This is a genomic window from Thiorhodococcus fuscus (assembly GCF_042682685.1).
Taxonomy (GTDB): Bacteria; Pseudomonadota; Gammaproteobacteria; order Chromatiales; family Chromatiaceae; genus Imhoffiella; species Imhoffiella fuscus.
Genome location: NZ_JBHUHX010000040.1, coordinates 1 through 16556, shown reverse-complemented (window position 1 = coordinate 16556; position 16556 = coordinate 1). Strand labels below are relative to the sequence as shown.

Annotated in this window: 13 protein-coding genes; all 13 read left to right on the top strand. The window is 56.0% G+C overall.

What is annotated here, in order from left to right:
- Window positions 1–28: 28 nt before the first annotated feature.
- Entirely contained in the window at window positions 29–1024 is a 996-nt protein-coding gene (fcl, locus tag ACFSJC_RS14215) for a GDP-L-fucose synthase (RefSeq protein WP_386027649.1), read from the top strand.
- A 2-nt stretch (window positions 1025–1026) separates the two neighbouring features.
- Window positions 1027–2112 (top strand): GDP-mannose 4,6-dehydratase, encoded by a 1086-nt coding sequence (gene gmd, locus ACFSJC_RS14210; RefSeq protein WP_386027647.1) that lies wholly within the window; start codon window positions 1027–1029, stop codon window positions 2110–2112.
- A 312-nt stretch (window positions 2113–2424) separates the two neighbouring features.
- Window positions 2425–3885, top strand: a complete 1461-nt coding sequence (locus ACFSJC_RS14205; protein ID WP_386027646.1) for an undecaprenyl-phosphate glucose phosphotransferase — start codon at window positions 2425–2427, stop codon at window positions 3883–3885.
- A gap of 90 nt (window positions 3886–3975) precedes the next feature.
- Window positions 3976–4971: a GDP-L-fucose synthase gene (gene fcl, locus ACFSJC_RS14200; RefSeq protein WP_386027645.1), complete on the top strand. Its 996-nt coding sequence runs from the start codon at window positions 3976–3978 to the stop codon at window positions 4969–4971.
- A 2-nt stretch (window positions 4972–4973) separates the two neighbouring features.
- Window positions 4974–6059 (top strand): GDP-mannose 4,6-dehydratase, encoded by a 1086-nt coding sequence (gene gmd / locus ACFSJC_RS14195; protein ID WP_386027644.1) that lies wholly within the window; start codon window positions 4974–4976, stop codon window positions 6057–6059.
- A 290-nt stretch (window positions 6060–6349) separates the two neighbouring features.
- Window positions 6350–7372 carry a glycosyltransferase gene (locus tag ACFSJC_RS14190; protein ID WP_386027643.1) on the top strand — a complete coding sequence of 341 codons (1023 nt, stop codon included), beginning with the start codon at window positions 6350–6352 and terminating at the stop codon, window positions 7370–7372.
- Complete coding sequence (locus tag ACFSJC_RS14185) at window positions 7369–8493, top strand: glycosyltransferase (RefSeq protein ID WP_386027642.1); 1125 nt, start codon at window positions 7369–7371, stop codon at window positions 8491–8493. Before ACFSJC_RS14190 ends, ACFSJC_RS14185 begins: the two co-directional genes overlap by 4 nt.
- A 35-nt stretch (window positions 8494–8528) precedes the next feature.
- On the top strand, window positions 8529–9737 hold the full coding sequence (locus ACFSJC_RS14180) for a glycosyltransferase (RefSeq protein ID WP_386027640.1): 1209 nt from the start codon (window positions 8529–8531) through the stop codon (window positions 9735–9737).
- The gene (locus ACFSJC_RS14175) at window positions 9734–11212 is read left to right on the top strand and encodes a lipopolysaccharide biosynthesis protein (RefSeq protein ID WP_386027639.1); all 1479 of its coding nucleotides are present in this window, start codon (window positions 9734–9736) and stop codon (window positions 11210–11212) included. Before ACFSJC_RS14180 ends, ACFSJC_RS14175 begins: the two co-directional genes overlap by 4 nt.
- A gap of 69 nt (window positions 11213–11281) precedes the next feature.
- Window positions 11282–12559, top strand: coding sequence for a hypothetical protein (locus ACFSJC_RS14170; protein ID WP_386027637.1), 1278 nt, complete (start codon window positions 11282–11284; stop codon window positions 12557–12559).
- 236 nt (window positions 12560–12795) lie between these two features.
- A complete protein-coding gene (locus tag ACFSJC_RS14165; protein ID WP_386027636.1) occupies window positions 12796–13566 on the top strand; it encodes a sulfotransferase domain-containing protein in 771 nt (256 codons plus the stop codon).
- Window positions 13567–13779: 213 nt separating this feature from the next.
- Window positions 13780–14637 carry an aldo/keto reductase gene (locus tag ACFSJC_RS14160; protein ID WP_386027634.1) on the top strand — a complete coding sequence of 286 codons (858 nt, stop codon included), beginning with the start codon at window positions 13780–13782 and terminating at the stop codon, window positions 14635–14637.
- Between the two features lie 234 nt (window positions 14638–14871).
- A complete protein-coding gene (locus ACFSJC_RS14155; protein ID WP_386027633.1) occupies window positions 14872–16407 on the top strand; it encodes a heparinase II/III domain-containing protein in 1536 nt (511 codons plus the stop codon).
- Window positions 16408–16556: the final 149 nt, after the last annotated feature.

Genomic DNA, 16556 nt, shown 5'->3' with positions numbered 1-16556 from the left:
CAACGCGAACGCCGAGCACATGACAGGAATGACCACCGCCCCTCAAGCCAGTCCCACGCCAGTAACCGGCAAGATCTACCTCGCCGGCCATCGCGGCATGGTCGGCTCGGCCATCCAGCGTCGGCTGGAGCAGACCGACGGCGTGGACGTGCTCACCCGCACCCACGCCGACCTGGATCTCACCAACCAGGCGGCGGTCGATGACTTCTTCGCCACCGAGCGCCCCGATCACGTCATCCTCGCCGCCGCCAAGGTCGGCGGCATCTGGGCCAACGACCGCTATCCGGCCGATTTCATCTATCAGAACCTGATGATGGAAGCCAACGTCATCCAGGCCGCCTACCGCTCAGGCGTCAAGCGTCTGCTGCTGCTCGGCAGCTCCTGCATCTATCCGCGCCTGGCGCCCCAGCCCATGGCCGAGGAGGCGCTGCTGACCGGCACCCTGGAGCCGACCAACGAGCCCTATGCCATCGCCAAGATCGCCGGCATCAAGCTCTGCGAGTCCTACAACCGCCAATACGGCACCGACTTCCGCAGTGTCATGCCCACCAATCTCTACGGTCCCGGCGACAACTTCGACCTGGAGCACAGCCACGTCATCCCGGCCCTGATGCGCAAGCTCCACGAAGCCAAGGAATCCGGATCACCCAGTGTCGCCATCTGGGGCACCGGCACGCCACGCCGCGAGTTCCTCCATGTCGACGACATGGCCGAGGCCTGTCTGCACGTCATGGGCCTGCCGCTGGAGACCATCCAGGCCCACACACAGCCGATGCTCTCGCACATCAACATCGGCGCCGGCACCGACATCAGCATCCGCGAGCTGGCCGAGACCCTCGCCGACATCATCGGCTTCGCGGGCGAACTGAGCTTCGACGCCAGCAAACCCGACGGCACGCCCCAGAAGCTGATGGACGTCTCGCGCCTCCAGGCATTGGGCTGGCAGGCCCGAACCGGGCTACGCGAGGGGTTACAACAGACCTATGCCTGGTTCCTCGACAACCGGCAGAACATGAGGAGCTGAACGTGAAGAAGGCATTGATCACCGGCGTCACCGGCCAAGACGGCGCCTATCTGTCGGAGCTGCTGCTGGAGAAGGGCTACGAAGTCCACGGCATCAAGCGCCGCTCCTCCCTCTTCAACACCGACCGCATCGATCATCTCTACCAGGATCCGCACGCCACGGACCGCCGCTTCGTCCTGCACCACGGCGACATGACGGATTCATCCAGCCTGATCCGCATCATCCAACAGGTGCAGCCGGACGAGATCTACAACCTCGCCGCCCAGAGCCATGTCGCCGTATCCTTCGAGGAGCCCGAATACACCGCCAATTCGGACGCCCTCGGCCCGCTGCGCGTGCTGGAGGCCATCCGCATCCTCGGTCTGGAGCAGAAGACCCGCTTCTATCAGGCCTCCACCTCCGAGCTCTACGGCCTGGTGCAAGAGATCCCCCAGCGCGAGACCACGCCCTTCTATCCGCGCTCGCCCTATGCGGTGGCCAAGCTCTACGCCTACTGGATCACGGTCAACTACCGCGAGGCCTACGGCATCTACGCCTGCAACGGCATCCTCTTCAACCACGAGAGCCCGATTCGAGGCGAGACCTTCGTCACCCGCAAGATCACCCGCGCCCTGGCCCGTATCAAGCTCGGTCTGCAGGAGCGGCTCTATCTCGGCAACCTCGACGCCAAGCGCGACTGGGGCCATGCCCGCGACTATGTCCGCATGCAGTGGCTCATGCTCCAGCAGGAAGCCCCCGAGGACTATGTCATCGCCACCGGCGAGCAACACAGCGTGCGCGAATTCGTCGACATCGCCGCCGCCGAGGTGGGCATCCGCATCCGCTGGGAAGGTCAAGGCGTCGAGGAAAAGGGCTACGACCGGGACACCAATGCCTGCATCGTCGCCGTCGACCCGCGCTACTTCCGCCCCACCGAGGTCGAGACCCTGCTCGGCGATCCGACCAAGGCCCGCGAGCGACTCGGCTGGACCCCGGAGGTCAGCTTCGCAGAACTGGTCAGCGAGATGATGCGAGAGGACATGACCGAGGCCGAACGCGACCAGCTCTGCAACCGCGAAGGCTTCACCACCCTCCAACACAACGAATAAGACGATTCCCCCGTAGGGCGCAATAGCGACAGCGTATTGCGCCGCATGAGCGCCAGAGTATAAGCGCCAGAAACATCCACCCCGCCATTCCATCGTCATACCGACCGCGTACCCAAACGCTACTTCGCGACCGCCCAGCTTGGGGACGAGAGAAGATCATGGACCTGCTCCCTCACGCCCAGAGAGGAATAGACCTGCATCACACAATTCGTTAAAGTACACGCCGTTCTGACGAGTCAAACCAGCGATCCAACCCGGTCACTGGCAGATGCATGCTCGGCGAGAACGTCAACGCTTATATGGAACCGGCGTATGGAAGGCAGTCTTGTTCAGGTGAGAACGTTTGGAGACACGCGCAATTTTTCAGCCCGTCTCAAGGGACGGCTGCATTATTGGCTGTACTTCGTTGACATCGGCGTCATCGCCCTGTCGGCCGCACTGGCCTATGCCCTGCTCGACATGGCGAGCAGCCCTCAATCCCTCGTCGAATACGCCCTTCTCGTCGCCATCGCAATCGCCGCCTTCAGCTTCTTCGCCTTCAACAGCGGAGTCTACGACTGGCGCCAGTTCCGCCAACACCTGAACCGACCGACCGCCACCTTCGGCGCCATCCTCTTCGCCTTCGGCTGCCTGCTGATCATCGGCTTCACCTTCAAGATCACCGGCCATTTCTCGCGGCTGTGGACGGGATCCTGGTTCTCCAGCGTCATCACCTATCTCCTCGTCAGCCGTTTAGCGCTCGCGTGGTATCTGAACCAACCGACCCAACGCGCGCTCATGAGCCGTCAAGCGCTCATCCTAGGCGCAGGCGAAAGCGGCCAAGAGGTCCTGGACCACATCCTGCGCTTCGACGGTCAAGGCATCGAGGTCGTCGGCTTCCTCGACGACCGCGCCAGCCGCCTGCCCAAATCCTATCGCGGCGTCCCCGTGCTCGGTCGCACCGACCGGCTGGAGCAACTGCTGCACGGCAAAGGCCCGGACCTCATCATCATGGCCCTGCCCCGTAGCGCAGTCGACCGCATCCAGTGCCTGATCAAGAAGCTCTCCCAATGGTCGGTGGACATCTATATCGCCCCCGACAAGCTGGGCCTTATCTATGCCGACCGTCCGGTGTTCCGTCTCGGCGGCATGTCCGTGCGCAGCCTCAAAGACCGCCCCATCAGCGAATGGAGCGCCGTCGTCAAGCGTATCGAGGATCTCTGCATCGCCGTCCCGGCCGTCATCCTGCTCTCGCCGCTGCTGGCGCTCATCGCGCTGGCGATCCGGCTGGAATCCAAAGGCGGTGCGCTCTTCGTCCAGAAGCGCTATGGCTTCAACAACAATTTGATCCCGGTCTACAAATTCCGCTCCATGTACACCGACATGACGGACGTGAACGCCGAGCGCCTCGCCACCAAGGATGACCCGCGCATCACCCGCGTCGGGCGTTTCATCCGCAAGACCAGCATCGACGAGTTGCCCCAGCTCTTCAACGTCATCCAGGGCGACATGTCGATCGTCGGCCCACGCCCGCACGCCACGCGCGCCAAGGCGGGCGACCAGCTCTATCAAGAAGTCGTCGACCAATACGCCAGCCGCCACCGCGTCAAGCCCGGCATCACCGGCTGGGCACAATGCAACGGCTGGCGCGGCGAAACCGACACCCGCGAGAAGATCGAAAAGCGCGTCGAGCACGACCTCTACTACATCGAGAACTGGAGCGTCTTCCTCGACCTGCTGACCATCCTCAAGACACTGATGCTGCTGATCAAAAAAGACGTGAACGCCTACTAATCCACCAAACCGTAGGGCGCAATAGCGAAGCGTATTGCGCCGCATGGAAACACACGCCGACACCCAACCCCAATCAGACCAACATCCCCAGTGAGCACTCCAGACAAAGACACACCCGATCCGCTGACCGGCCGGATCTACCTCGCCGGCCATCGCGGCATGGTCGGCTCGGCCATCCACCGCCGGCTGGAGCAGACCGACGGCGTGGACGTGCTCACCCGCACCCACGCCGAGCTGGATCTCACCAACCAGGCGGCGGTCGATGACTTCTTCGCCACCGAGCGCCCGGATCACGTCATCCTCGCCGCCGCCAAGGTCGGCGGCATCTGGGCCAACAACCGCTATCCGGCCGACTTCATCTATCAGAACCTGATGATGGAGGCCAACGTCATCCACGCGGCCTACCGCTCAGGCGTCAAGCGTCTGCTGCTGCTCGGCAGCTCCTGCATCTATCCGCGCCTGGCGCCCCAGCCCATGGCCGAGGAGGCGCTGCTGACCGGTACCCTGGAGCCGACCAACGAACCCTATGCCATCGCCAAGATCGCCGGCATCAAGCTCTGCGAGTCCTACAACCGCCAGTACGGCACCGACTTTCGCAGTGTCATGCCAACCAACCTCTACGGCCCCGGCGACAACTTCGACCTGGAGCACAGCCACGTCATCCCGGCCCTGATGCGCAAGCTGCACGAGGCCAAGGAGCGCCAAGCCACCAGCGTCGCCATCTGGGGCACCGGCACCCCGCGCCGCGAGTTCCTCCACGTCGACGACATGGCCGAGGCCTGTCTGCACGTCATGGGCCTGCCGCTGGAGACCATTCAGGCCCACACCCAGCCGATGCTCTCGCACATCAACATCGGCGCCGGCACCGACATCAGCATCCGCGAACTGGCCGAGACCCTCGCCGACATCATCGGCTTCGCGGGCGAACTGACCTTCGACACCAGCAAGCCCGATGGCACGCCCCAAAAGCTGATGGACGTCTCGCGTCTCCGGTCACTGGGCTGGCAGGCCCGAACCGGGCTGCGCGAGGGGTTACAACAGACCTATGCCTGGTTCCTCAACAACCGGCAGAACATGAGGAGCTGAGCGTGAAGAAGGCATTGATCACCGGCGTCACCGGACAGGACGGCGCCTATCTGTCGGAGCTGCTGCTGGAGAAGGGCTACGAGGTCCACGGCATCAAGCGCCGCTCCTCGCTGTTCAATACCGACCGCATCGATCATCTCTACCAGGATCCGCACGCCACGGACCGCCGCTTCGTCCTGCATCACGGCGACATGACGGATTCCTCCAGCCTGATCCGCATCATCCAACAGGTGCAGCCGGACGAGATCTACAACCTCGCGGCCCAGAGCCATGTTGCGGTCTCCTTCGAGGAACCCGAGTACACCGCCAACTCGGACGCGCTCGGCCCGCTGCGCGTGCTGGAGGCCATCCGCATTTTGGGTCTAGAGAAGAAGACCCGCTTCTACCAGGCCTCCACCTCCGAGCTCTACGGCCTGGTGCAGGAGATCCCCCAGCGCGAAACCACGCCCTTCTATCCGCGCTCGCCCTATGCGGTCGCCAAGCTCTACGCCTACTGGATCACGGTCAACTACCGCGAGGCCTACGGCATCTACGCCTGCAACGGCATCCTCTTCAACCACGAGAGCCCGATTCGAGGCGAGACCTTCGTCACCCGCAAGATCACCCGCGCCCTGGCGCGCATCAAGCTCGGACTACAGGAGCGGCTCTATCTCGGCAACCTCGACGCCAAGCGCGACTGGGGCCATGCCCGCGACTATGTCCGCATGCAGTGGCTCATGCTCCAGCAGGACGCCCCCGAGGACTATGTCATCGCCACCGGAGAGCAGCACAGCGTGCGCGAATTCGTCGACATCGCCGCCGCCGAGGTGGGCATCCGCATCCGCTGGGCAGGCCAGGGTGTCGACGAAAAGGGCTATGACCAGGCCACCAACGCCTGCATCGTCGCCGTCGACCCGCGCTATTTCCGCCCCACCGAGGTCGAGACCCTGCTCGGCGATCCGACCAAGGCCCGCGAGCAGCTCGGCTGGACCCCGGAGGTCGGCTTCAGCGAGCTGGTCAGCGAGATGATGCGCGAGGATCTGAAGGAAGCCGAGCGCGACCAGCTCTGCAACCGCGAAGGCTTTACCACACTCCTTCGTAATGAGTAAGCATTCGTCAATCTCGGCATGTTCCACAAACTGACGTATGTCTATTGATGCCAGCTTATTAAGTATTCATAAACATGCGCCGATCGCATCTATGATTTCCTCTTGGAGCAATAGCACACGCACTAGCAATCATTCAATCGCTATTGGTTGCAAGCGGTAAATTCATGACCTGCTTAACATATTTCGAGCCGTTTGAAACCGGCCACCGCACCCTTTGGGCCCGTATGATCCTACTTACGGCTGCAAGGGACGCCCGCATTTCTCGGCTGCGCCTGATAACAAGCGACACTATGGCGCAAAGACTCACCGACGTTGTTGAGACAAGTAGTTTAGAGCTTCAGATCCTATCTGAAGCACAACTCATTCCCTTGCGCCAAATGCATCTGACAGCACGCGGGCTTGCGCAATGGTCTTTTGCGCGCAGAACGCTTCAAGAATGCGGCGGGCAGCTTTTCTTACCCTTCTTTGATCATGCGATTCTTGGCGCCGTACTAGATCGCCGACATGTAGAGGGTCAAATCTCAGGCATTATTTTCCGCCCGCCTAATGCGTATAACTATCCATCATCAATACGCCATAAGCTCGACAGCATGAGACGTTGGGGCACTTATCTAGCAGCCCATCGCGGAGCTGTGCGCCGACTATTCACATTGGACGAAGTTGCTCCCCAAACCATCGCGCCAAGCTTGGCAGGAATACTCACCTTTCTCCCGGATCCCGCGCCAGACCTGTCGCTTCTTCATGCACGGGAAAGACGATTACGTACCGATGGTCGTCGGGTGTTCCTACTGTTCGGCTCGTTGAGCCGTCGAAAGGGAATCTTCACGATACTCGAATCCCTGTTGTACCTAAGGCAGGGTCTACGCGATTCAATGGTATTACGCTTCGTGGGTCGCATCCCGCCACAAGACTGCGAAGCGTTCATGGAGCGTATAGATGCCGCACGCAACGCCTTCCCCGAAATAACCATTGAATGCCTCAATGACTTCGTATCCGACGAAACCCTAGCGCAAGAAGTCATCGATTGTGATGTAGTTCTCGCACCCTACGAAAACCATATTGGATCTTCGGGTGTGTTGTTCTGGGCAACGGCGGCGAGGAAGCCGCTTATCAGCCAGCGCACCGGCCTGATCGGCTACCAGATGGAACGCTATGACCTCGGATTCGCCGTCGACACGACTGACCCGCGCGCCTTGGCCCGTGCGCTGGAAGCCGCCAATACCAGCGGCACCAGACCATGCAACGATGACTTTCTACAAGCGCATCATCCCGTAACCTTCACCAGCTCACTTCTGGACGAGCTTCTGTCATGATTCTCGCGACGAGCATTGCCCTGACATTCTGCCTTTTGATTGTCATCTACCCCTATTCGATTTATCCGCTGCTGCTGAAAATACTGCCGTCCCAACCCATCAAGCGCAACCCCGATTACCGATGCCGCGCGACCTTGGTGTTCTGCGCTTACAACGAAGGCGGGGTGATCGGTGAAAAGCTGAGCAACATCGAATCCTTGAAAGCGCGCCATCCAGATCTCGAGGTACTCGCCTTCGATGATGGCTCCTCGGACGATACCTACCGGAAGTTACGAGCTCGGCAAGACCTCCTGAACGTGATCCAGGGCAGTGGCCGCAATGGTAAAGCCCATGGCATGAAGCAGCTCGCCGCCCTCGCAACGGGCGACATTCTGATCTTCACCGACGCCAATGTGCTGCTGGATGCAGATGCCATTGATAACCTATTCGCATGGTATGCCGATTCTGAAATTGGTGGTGTCTGTGGCGCGCTGAAATACCTCGGGAGCGCGGAATCCGAGACGGCTCGAATCGGTGGGCTTTATTGGCGACTTGAAGAATGGCTCAAAGCGGAGGAATCGCGCACTGGAAACGTGATGGGTGCGGACGGATCGATCTTTTCCATACGCCGCGCGCTCTATCCCGAGTTCCCCGACACCGTACTGGACGACCTGACAGTCTCGATGGCCGTGGTCTTCGCCGGTAAGCGCCTGCTCAAGGTCGAAGATATCGTCGCCTATGAACGGCTCGTTGCGGAACGTGGTGATGAGTTTTCCCGCAAGATCCGCATCGCCGCCCGCGCCTATCACACCCACCTTTACTTGACTCCTCAACTAGTAGGCATGACCGTAATCGACAAATTCAAGTATGGCTCACGCAAACTGATGCGTTGGTTCGGCGGCCTATTCCTGATCCTCGGCATGGTGCTGACGCTGTTGTTGAGCATGCTCATCTCGCCCGTTCTTGGAATCGCGGCACTCATGGCTATAGTGATAGCGGCCCTCTTGGGCTACAAAGTCAAGCATGGACCGATCGCAACGGTCGCTGAAATCGTCTTGGCATTGATCGCTACCTTGTTAGGTATCATACGGGCCATGCGCGGTCAGACAGTCGCGACTTGGGCACCAGCAAAGTCGCGATGAAACGGAAAGGCGAGGGATCAATGGAGCATTCAGCCTTGAGCGAAGAGCACAAACCACGTGTGCTTTTCTTGGCGAAGGTCTATCCATATCCGCCGGCTGTCGCTGGAGATGCGGTCTATTCGCGTGGCGTCATCGAAGCAATGTCGCACATCGCCCGGATGACCGTGCTGTGCGCCGACAGCGCATCCGAGCACCAACAACCCCCTGAAATCATCTGGCATGTCGTCGACCCGCCGCGTGCGGGGCGCGCTGGATCTGTGCTGTCACGCTGGCCTCTGATTGCGTGGAAAGGCGCTACGCGGAGTTACCACACCGCGCTCGATCAACTCTTGAAGGACTCTTGGGACATCATCCTACTAGACAACCTAGGTACAGCGCATGCGCTACCCAAGGTGATGCGCTACCGGGACGCACACCCGGGAATGCGCCTAGTCTATGTCTCGCATGAATATGAATACCCCATGCGCCGCGCCAAATATGACAGCTATGCCATGAACTGGCCAAAGCGACTGATGGCCATCCGCGACCTTCAAAAAGTCCGCAACAGCGAAGAGCGGCTACTGCGCCATTGCGACATCGTCACCGTCATCAACACCAACGATATCGAGCCGTTCCGCCTCGTTGCACCGGGCCGAAAGTACTTGCCCATACCGCCAGGCTATGACGGCCCCATCGTTTATCAGCGGAAGATAACGGAGGAAACACCGCGTCGCGTATTGATTCTCGGTGGTCGGCGCTCCGAGCAGAAGCGCCAGATCCTGCTGGAGTGGATGGTTGCGGCTTATGACCGCTTGACTGCGGCTGGCATCGAAATGGTAATCGCTGGCGACATGGATGAAACCCTCTCTCAGCAGTTGCGCAAAGACTATCCCGAGGCAACCGTACTGGGTTTCGTCGATGCTTTGGATGCGCTGTTTGCCTCCGCGCGGATGGGGGTGATCGCGGATACCTTGGGAGGTGGGTTCAAACTGCGTCTGCTGACACAGGTGTTCCAACGCCTGCCGATCATCGGCTTACGAGGCGCCATCTCTGGTCTCCCGACCGACCGCTCCGCTGGCTATCTGGATGCACCCGATCTACCGATGCTGGTCAACCTCGTCTGCGATACGATGGATGATCTCGACCGGTTGAACAGCCTTCACAATAGGGCCTTCGCTGACTGTGCAGCGGCGTTCTCATGGCAGGCTCGGGCGGAAGATTTTGCTGCCGCAGTGTCCGAGAATCCAAAGCGCGTCCTGCAATGACTGCCGACCAACAGCCGAAAATCATAGATGGCGCTGAACAAGAGGTGCTAGTTCGGCGGAATTTGGCGCGCTCCCGCGTGATCGTGCTGATTGCCTTCATGGCTAATGCAGGTCTGAACCTCATACTACTCGGCATACTGACCCGACTGGGTGGCTTGGAGCTTGTGGGGGACTGGTCGTTCCTGAACGCGATATTACTTTTTGTTCTACTTGCTGATTTCGGTATCACAAATGCGCTGACATATCAGATCGGGTTGGAGGGCATCAAGGCAGCAGCACCGAAACTCCGTACTCTACTACTCGTGTTGACTGTCGTTGCCATGCTATTCATGGTCGCAGCAATATTTGCCGATCGGATCAATGCAGCATGGGGGCTCCCGCTGTGCCTGACCGTGCTTGCGGGCGTGGCGCAGTTGGCCTCGAACTGGTTGATCGCGATTCGCATGGGGCAGCATGAACAGTACTGGTTCAACGTGAAGACCGTGCTGCGCGTCGTTGTGCAAACGGGGGCTGCGCTCGGCCTGTATTTTGCCATGCCCGCTCAGTCAAAGTTGGCCTTTAGTGGAGCGCTATTGCTCGGCGCTATCGCCGAAATACTCCTCGCGCAGTGGATGATACGAAAACATTTTAGGCTACGAGGACCGCTCAGCCCAATGATACACATTGTCATCATGACTAAAGGATTTGGAGTGCTGGCACTGGTACAAAGGGCATTAGACCCACTGTCACGGCTATTGATATCGGTAATTGCTGGCCCTACCACTTTAGGTGTATTTACCGTCGCTCAGCGCATTCCAGCAGTCATCAATCAATCAATTAGCGCAGCCCTACGGGGATTGCTGCCTGGCCTCTCGCAGATGCAGGGCGATATTGATCGGGAGCGAGTGATCCAGCTGCTCTGCGATGCCGTCTTCGGACAGATCGTGATGGTCGGCATGCCAATGTTGGCTATTGCAATCCACGCTGGCTCGCTTTTCGAATTTTGGCTCGGCCACTCTAGCTTAGAGCTTGAGATATCGTTGCGCGCGCTATTGATAGGGACCTTCATAATGGGAATCACGACACCATTATACTGGACAGCTCAGGCTTTCGGCAATACGAAGCAGCTTGCCCACCTAACTCTCATTAGAGTTGTAATAACCCTTTTTTTAGGATCGACTCTACTCATCATTTGGCAGAATGTTGTACTATTCAGTATCATATACTCCTTATCACAGGCAAGCATTGGCATTATCGCATTTAGACTAGCTAATCGTCACGATGTGCTTGCATCTAAAGTCTTCAGTCATTTACCTCTACTTCATATTATCGCCTTTCTGTCGATAACAGTCTTTTTGAATCTTTTTCTAGCATCCAGCCTTGAAGAAGTTAGCCCATCTCTATCGTTACTCGTTGTTGGATTTGTCAACACAATCGCTCTCTGGGCAATATCTATGCATTTAACGAAATCGCCGCATAAAAGTAAATGCGATTAAGATCTGTCGAAATAATAATAAACAGACGCCTGCATACGATCAGTGATAACTTAAAGCGCTTTCAATAAAATGACTTCTTTAGCTTCCATAAAAAATACGAGCGAGCAAAAACTCATAGTTATCTCTGCTTTGATTGCTGTATTTCTACTATCCCCTCTTCCTATGCACCTGTTCACATTTGGTTTCGGCTATGCCGTTGAGATCCCAATCGTTTTCATCATTATCATTGCCATCCTTATACACAAAGGCATATCCAAACGTGTTTCCATTAGCGCCCTGACAGGAATGTCTCTAGGTTTTTTTGCTCTTTCACCCTTTTTACTTGAAAGCATTTTAAAGGGAATAGCCTTTAAATCTTATTATCCAGACTTACGCGCCATGCTGGCGCTTATAGCGACCTATTTTATTCTTCGAGCATTACCGCTTGAAAGTGCGCTACGTTTTATTTACCTCGCCAATTTTTTCAACCTTCTTGCATGGGGCGGGCTCTTCGCGGCAGGCAGTATATTTCATGCTATCGAAAGTCATATGGGCATATTCTCGGCAAGGTTCTTCCCCCCGTTATTTTCAGGCATGATACTTACATTGTACTACGTGCGCGCCAAAGCAGGTATCGGAGCTATAGTTGGCTTATTGATTTTGGCCACCATATCTACAAGCACATCCTATCGCCAGGTGGTTATTGTACTTGCATTGCTAGCGATTTCTATTTTTTACAACACAGCAATCAATTCAACGCTTCGGCTCAAGCCATTAATGGCAATATTAATATGCACAGCATTGGTTACCGCCGCCTTTTATTTAATCCGTTTAGACACAATGTCTATTTATTTAAACCTTGTTTACTATTCCAATTTGCTTAGCGAAATTGGTCTTCCTGATCGCACTATCGAACAGCTGTTACTAAAGACCGCACAATTATCCATTGGTGAAGTTACCGCAACCGGAGATGGGCAATATCTTTTTTACCTTCAAAACATTTTTAATATTTCCTTATTCTCGCTTCCAGAAGGCATAGGTCAAGCGGCATCGATTGGCGACCCAAAAATATGGGAGGGCAACACTATTGATAACTCAATTATTTTTTTCAACTATCATTTTTCTATATTTATCTTTTTCCCCTTATTGGTAACATATATTTTTTGGACGACAAGACTATTTTACGACCTAACCATTGAGAGGTGGCCATCAGTTTTCTTTATTTGGCTTGCCCTTACGTTATTTCTCTATTTTCGTGCTTGGCCATTTGTTGCCGTTGAAGCCGCGATCCCGTTTGCAATGCTTTTATTTTCCGGCATACGGCTTACAGTCAGACATAATCAACACACACCAAAAATACTAAAATGAACCAATGAAGTGAATCACCACCACCAGAAACCCATACTATTTATGGCAACTTATCATCAAGACTTTTCATAAACTTCTTCTCTGCTAAATTAACGCTAGCGGTTTCTATTCCGCATTTGCAATTCTGCAGAGGCGCTTATAGAAATTGCGTTGTTGCAAAAATTCTGCAGACTTACTCAGCCGTCTCAAATTTTTTATTCTATCTGTCACGAATGCGTTACTCTTGGAGCAAAAGTATGAAGAAAGCATTTATCAATTCGATGCCAAAAGCCGGCACCAATCTATTGTCGCGTTTTTTATGTTTATCAGGATTAACCAAAGTTCGGTTATCTTTCCGGCAAATCCCGTTCGATCCACTGACAACCCCTATACTAGACTACGGTTATCCACTGGGTGGTGATTATATACGCCCCGTCAAGCGGCACCTTGTTGATCGTCGATTTTCCTCTCTAAAGGATGGTCAATTTTTGATCGGTCACTTTGGCTACAGCCACTGCTTCCTTGATCTTGCGTCAAAGATCGACGCGCAAGTGATAGTAATGATTCGGGACCCTCGGGCAGTTCTTAATTCGTTCGTACACTATGTAGTTAAGGAACGCCGACACCCGATGCACAAATATTTTAATAGCCTCTCGCACGAGCAACGCTACGAAGTGGCATTTAGGGGAGGATGGGCAGGTAAGGCCTATCTGGAGCCTATGATAAATCGATGTTATATGCTTCAGCCTTGGTTGGATTTACAAGACGCATTGCTAGTGCGATTTGAAGAACTTATTGGAGCAAAGGGCGGCGGAAACGACAATCATCAGACCAATGTAACGAAGGTCATCGCTGACAGACTCGGAATACCTGAGAATTCTCGCAGTAACGCAGTGAAATTGTTGTTTGGTGAGTCAAACACTTTTCGTTCTGGCCAGATTGATAGCTGGCGATTAGAAATCCCAGTAGCTTTGCAACCAGAAATAGATCACACTCTTCGTAATATCCTTGAAGCATGGCATTACTGAATATTGTTACAAGCTCTGGGGTTTGAAACCAATTGGCTAAGTTTCTGCCCAGGCATTCGATGCTTAAGTGGATATTGGGATGATGTGCCTTGGCTGTGGTACGCGTATAAAGTAATTCGGCGCTCCGTTTACACGCCCACTTTCGGCTGTTCGGTTACACGCTATCGCCTGCACTACTTTTTTTGGATTAGCAATACATGGGATTTACATCCAATGAGCAGAGATATTATTTCAATAGATACTTTGCCACTTGGTCTTGGCTGTAGCCGCCTCGGTTCAGTTAACGGAGCCTCAGGTAGAGAGGCAAAAGTTCTGCTGCAACGAGCGTTCGATTTGGGAATCCGTTTCTTCGACACATCGAATGTCTACGGTCAAGGCGATAGCGAAAAGCTTATAGGCGAAGCTCTAGGTAGGCATAACGATTGCGTCATTTGCTCCAAAGCAGGGAAATATTTCCCGTGGCCAAGGCGCATGCTAGTGCCATTGAAGGGGGTATTGCGAGGAGTCACGCGCCGATCTCAGAAAGCTCGGCGTGGGATAGCCTCCGCACGAGCCAAGCCCATGCCGAGTCGCTGGGATGAGCCTTTTCTCCTTAGCAGCATCCACGGCAGCCTGCGCCGATTAAAACGCGACCGGATCGATGTTTTCATGTTGCACAGCCCTCCTGCTGATATTCTCGCCCTGGGTGAAGCCCTGGATGTCCTAGAAAAGGCTCAAGTGGCGGGGAAAATCGGCATCATCGGTGCCTCGGTCGATGATGTTCCTGCCGCTGAGGCGGCACTGCCCGACCCCCGCATTCGTGCCTTGCAGCTACCGCTTCTGCCCGGAAACCACGATTTTGATGGTGTTGTCCGGCGGGCCGCCGAGAACGACGTTGCGGTCATTGCTCGCGAGATTCTCGGTGGAGCCGCGACGATTTCTGCCACTACCGATCCTGCGGCTTTTGTCCGATCTCGGGTCATCGAAATGATACGTTCCCCCGAGATCGCTCTCCCCCTTGTTGGCACCACACGCCCAGCTAATTTATTCGCTTTGGCCGAAGCCGCTCGTGAAGGGATGAGCCAACAATGACGATCCGACACACATGCCGCGCACCTTCCTGCCCTATTGGTTAGATGTCCAATGGTCAGCATTGCAACGTCCCGAGCAGTCTCCCGCTTATCGCCAAAGATGGTTGCTTATCATCTCAAGCGCCAGATCCGAAATAGCGTCGCCCACCGGTTTCCTACTGTCTATGCTCGATACATTGAGCAGTTAGCGATACAACTGCCCCCAATCGCGGTACCAGGGTCTGCGGCACTGGACATGGCGCGAGTAGTCTCGCCCTATTACTACAATGAATACATTGATGTCATCGACGCTGCCGCCAGCGGCACTTTTCGCTTCTTCGGCCAGACGGTAGACTTCGGCTCCCCCCGCGCGATCGACTGGCATCATCAGGTCGAAGCTGAAAGCGACTTTCATCTCTGGCGCATGAAGCTTGGGCACATGGGCTTCATATGCCCAATGCTGATGTCTGGTACCGCTACGCACCTAGAAGCCGTCGCACAACTCATCGCCAGTTATCGCGAGCAGGCCGATTTTGGTGTCTCGGGATGCTTTTCGTCGTACTGGTTTCCTTACAGCGTCTCACACCGCATCCTAGCCGTTTTGTGCGGCTACCTGCTTGCACGTCAGACCCGTGATCTTCCCGAGTCGCTCTGCGATCAGATCGAAGCGTTCCTGCGCTGGAACATTGGCTTCGTGCTGGCCAACGTCGAGCATGAGCTGAAGAATAACCATGTGGAGCGCAACCTCGCCGCGCTCTGTCTCTATTTCAACTGCGTCGAGACCGTGCCTGCGCGTCTTGCGCGGCGACTCGACAGAGACGTGCGGGATATCATCAAGGCCAGCGTCCTCGACGATGGTCTATTAGCCGAGCGTTCAGCCATGTATCAAGGACTGACGGTCATGGCGCTGCACATCTTCGCGGAAACTGAATTCCTAACGACAGCCACACGTCAGCTTGCTAGTGAGCGTTACCAACAGGCGGTTCGAGCTTGGCGTTTCATGACGCATCCCGACGGTGAGATCGCGCTCTTCAACGATAGCTGGTTTGGGGAAGTGCCTCCGCCCTCGACGATTGCGGCGAAACAGGATTTCGGCCCATTGGAACGGCTACCCACGGCAGGCTACGCACGCCTAGAGGCTGGAGCGTTTTTCGCTCTCTTCGATGCTGGTCCGATCGGACCGCGCTGGAACCCTGGCCATGGCCACGCCGATTTCCTGGCAATCGAGCTTGATGTGGTAGGGAAACGCTTCATCGTCGATCCTGGAACCTATCAGTATTCAACAGGGCCACGTCGGCGTTTCGAGCGCTCAGCCGACAGTCACAACGGCCCTGCCCTCGAGGGGAGAGAGCCTGTTGAATACAAGGGTTGCTTCCGGGTCGGTCGCATGGCCTCGGCGCAGCTCACAGGTCACACCATGGAAGAGACTGGAGGACGGGTCAGTGGCGCGCTTCAACTGCCAGGCGTCCGATTTCAGCGTGAATTGCAACTCAGCACCCGTGGCTTACGTTGTACGGATGACTGGATAGGAGCGACGAATGGCGCCAAAGTCCGACTGATCGTTCCGGGCACTTGGTCAGTCACCTCCTGGAATCCCATACAGGCGAGCTTCAAGTCAGATGAAACCCGCGTGCACATCACCGTTCACGAAGGGTCGCTAGTAGGCGTAGAACCTGGCTGTTGGTCGCGACACTACCTGCAAAATGAAGACGCGATGGTTCTGATCCTGAAACCTCGTCAAACGGATGAACGCTCAGCACAGCTCATCTGGGCAGTCGATCAGGCAACTTGAGCGCTAAGCTTGCTATCACTAGATCGCGACGAAGTCATGACCTAATCCCAAGGCTTTATCACTGCACGTGGCTTTATCTTAGATGTTACGTCCCGTGTGATTATCTGCCGCGACGGAGCTATCCTTTGTTCCGTGCCCGCGAGGTGCTA

Bases quoted from the DNA above. Each gene is read 5' to 3' on its own strand.
- fcl (WP_386027649.1), top strand. From the start codon at position 29: ATGACCACCGCCCCTCAAGCCAGTCCCACGCCAGTAACCGGCAAGATC.
- ACFSJC_RS14205 (WP_386027646.1), top strand. From the start codon at position 2,425: ATGGAAGGCAGTCTTGTTCAGGTGAGAACGTTTGGAGACACGCGCAAT.
- ACFSJC_RS14190 (WP_386027643.1), top strand. From the start codon at position 6,350: ATGGCGCAAAGACTCACCGACGTTGTTGAGACAAGTAGTTTAGAGCTT.
- ACFSJC_RS14185 (WP_386027642.1), top strand. From the start codon at position 7,369: ATGATTCTCGCGACGAGCATTGCCCTGACATTCTGCCTTTTGATTGTC.
- ACFSJC_RS14175 (WP_386027639.1), top strand. From the start codon at position 9,734: ATGACTGCCGACCAACAGCCGAAAATCATAGATGGCGCTGAACAAGAG.
- ACFSJC_RS14170 (WP_386027637.1), top strand. From the start codon at position 11,282: ATGACTTCTTTAGCTTCCATAAAAAATACGAGCGAGCAAAAACTCATA.
- ACFSJC_RS14165 (WP_386027636.1), top strand. From the start codon at position 12,796: ATGAAGAAAGCATTTATCAATTCGATGCCAAAAGCCGGCACCAATCTA.
- ACFSJC_RS14160 (WP_386027634.1), top strand. From the start codon at position 13,780: ATGAGCAGAGATATTATTTCAATAGATACTTTGCCACTTGGTCTTGGC.
- ACFSJC_RS14155 (WP_386027633.1), top strand. From the start codon at position 14,872: ATGGCGCGAGTAGTCTCGCCCTATTACTACAATGAATACATTGATGTC.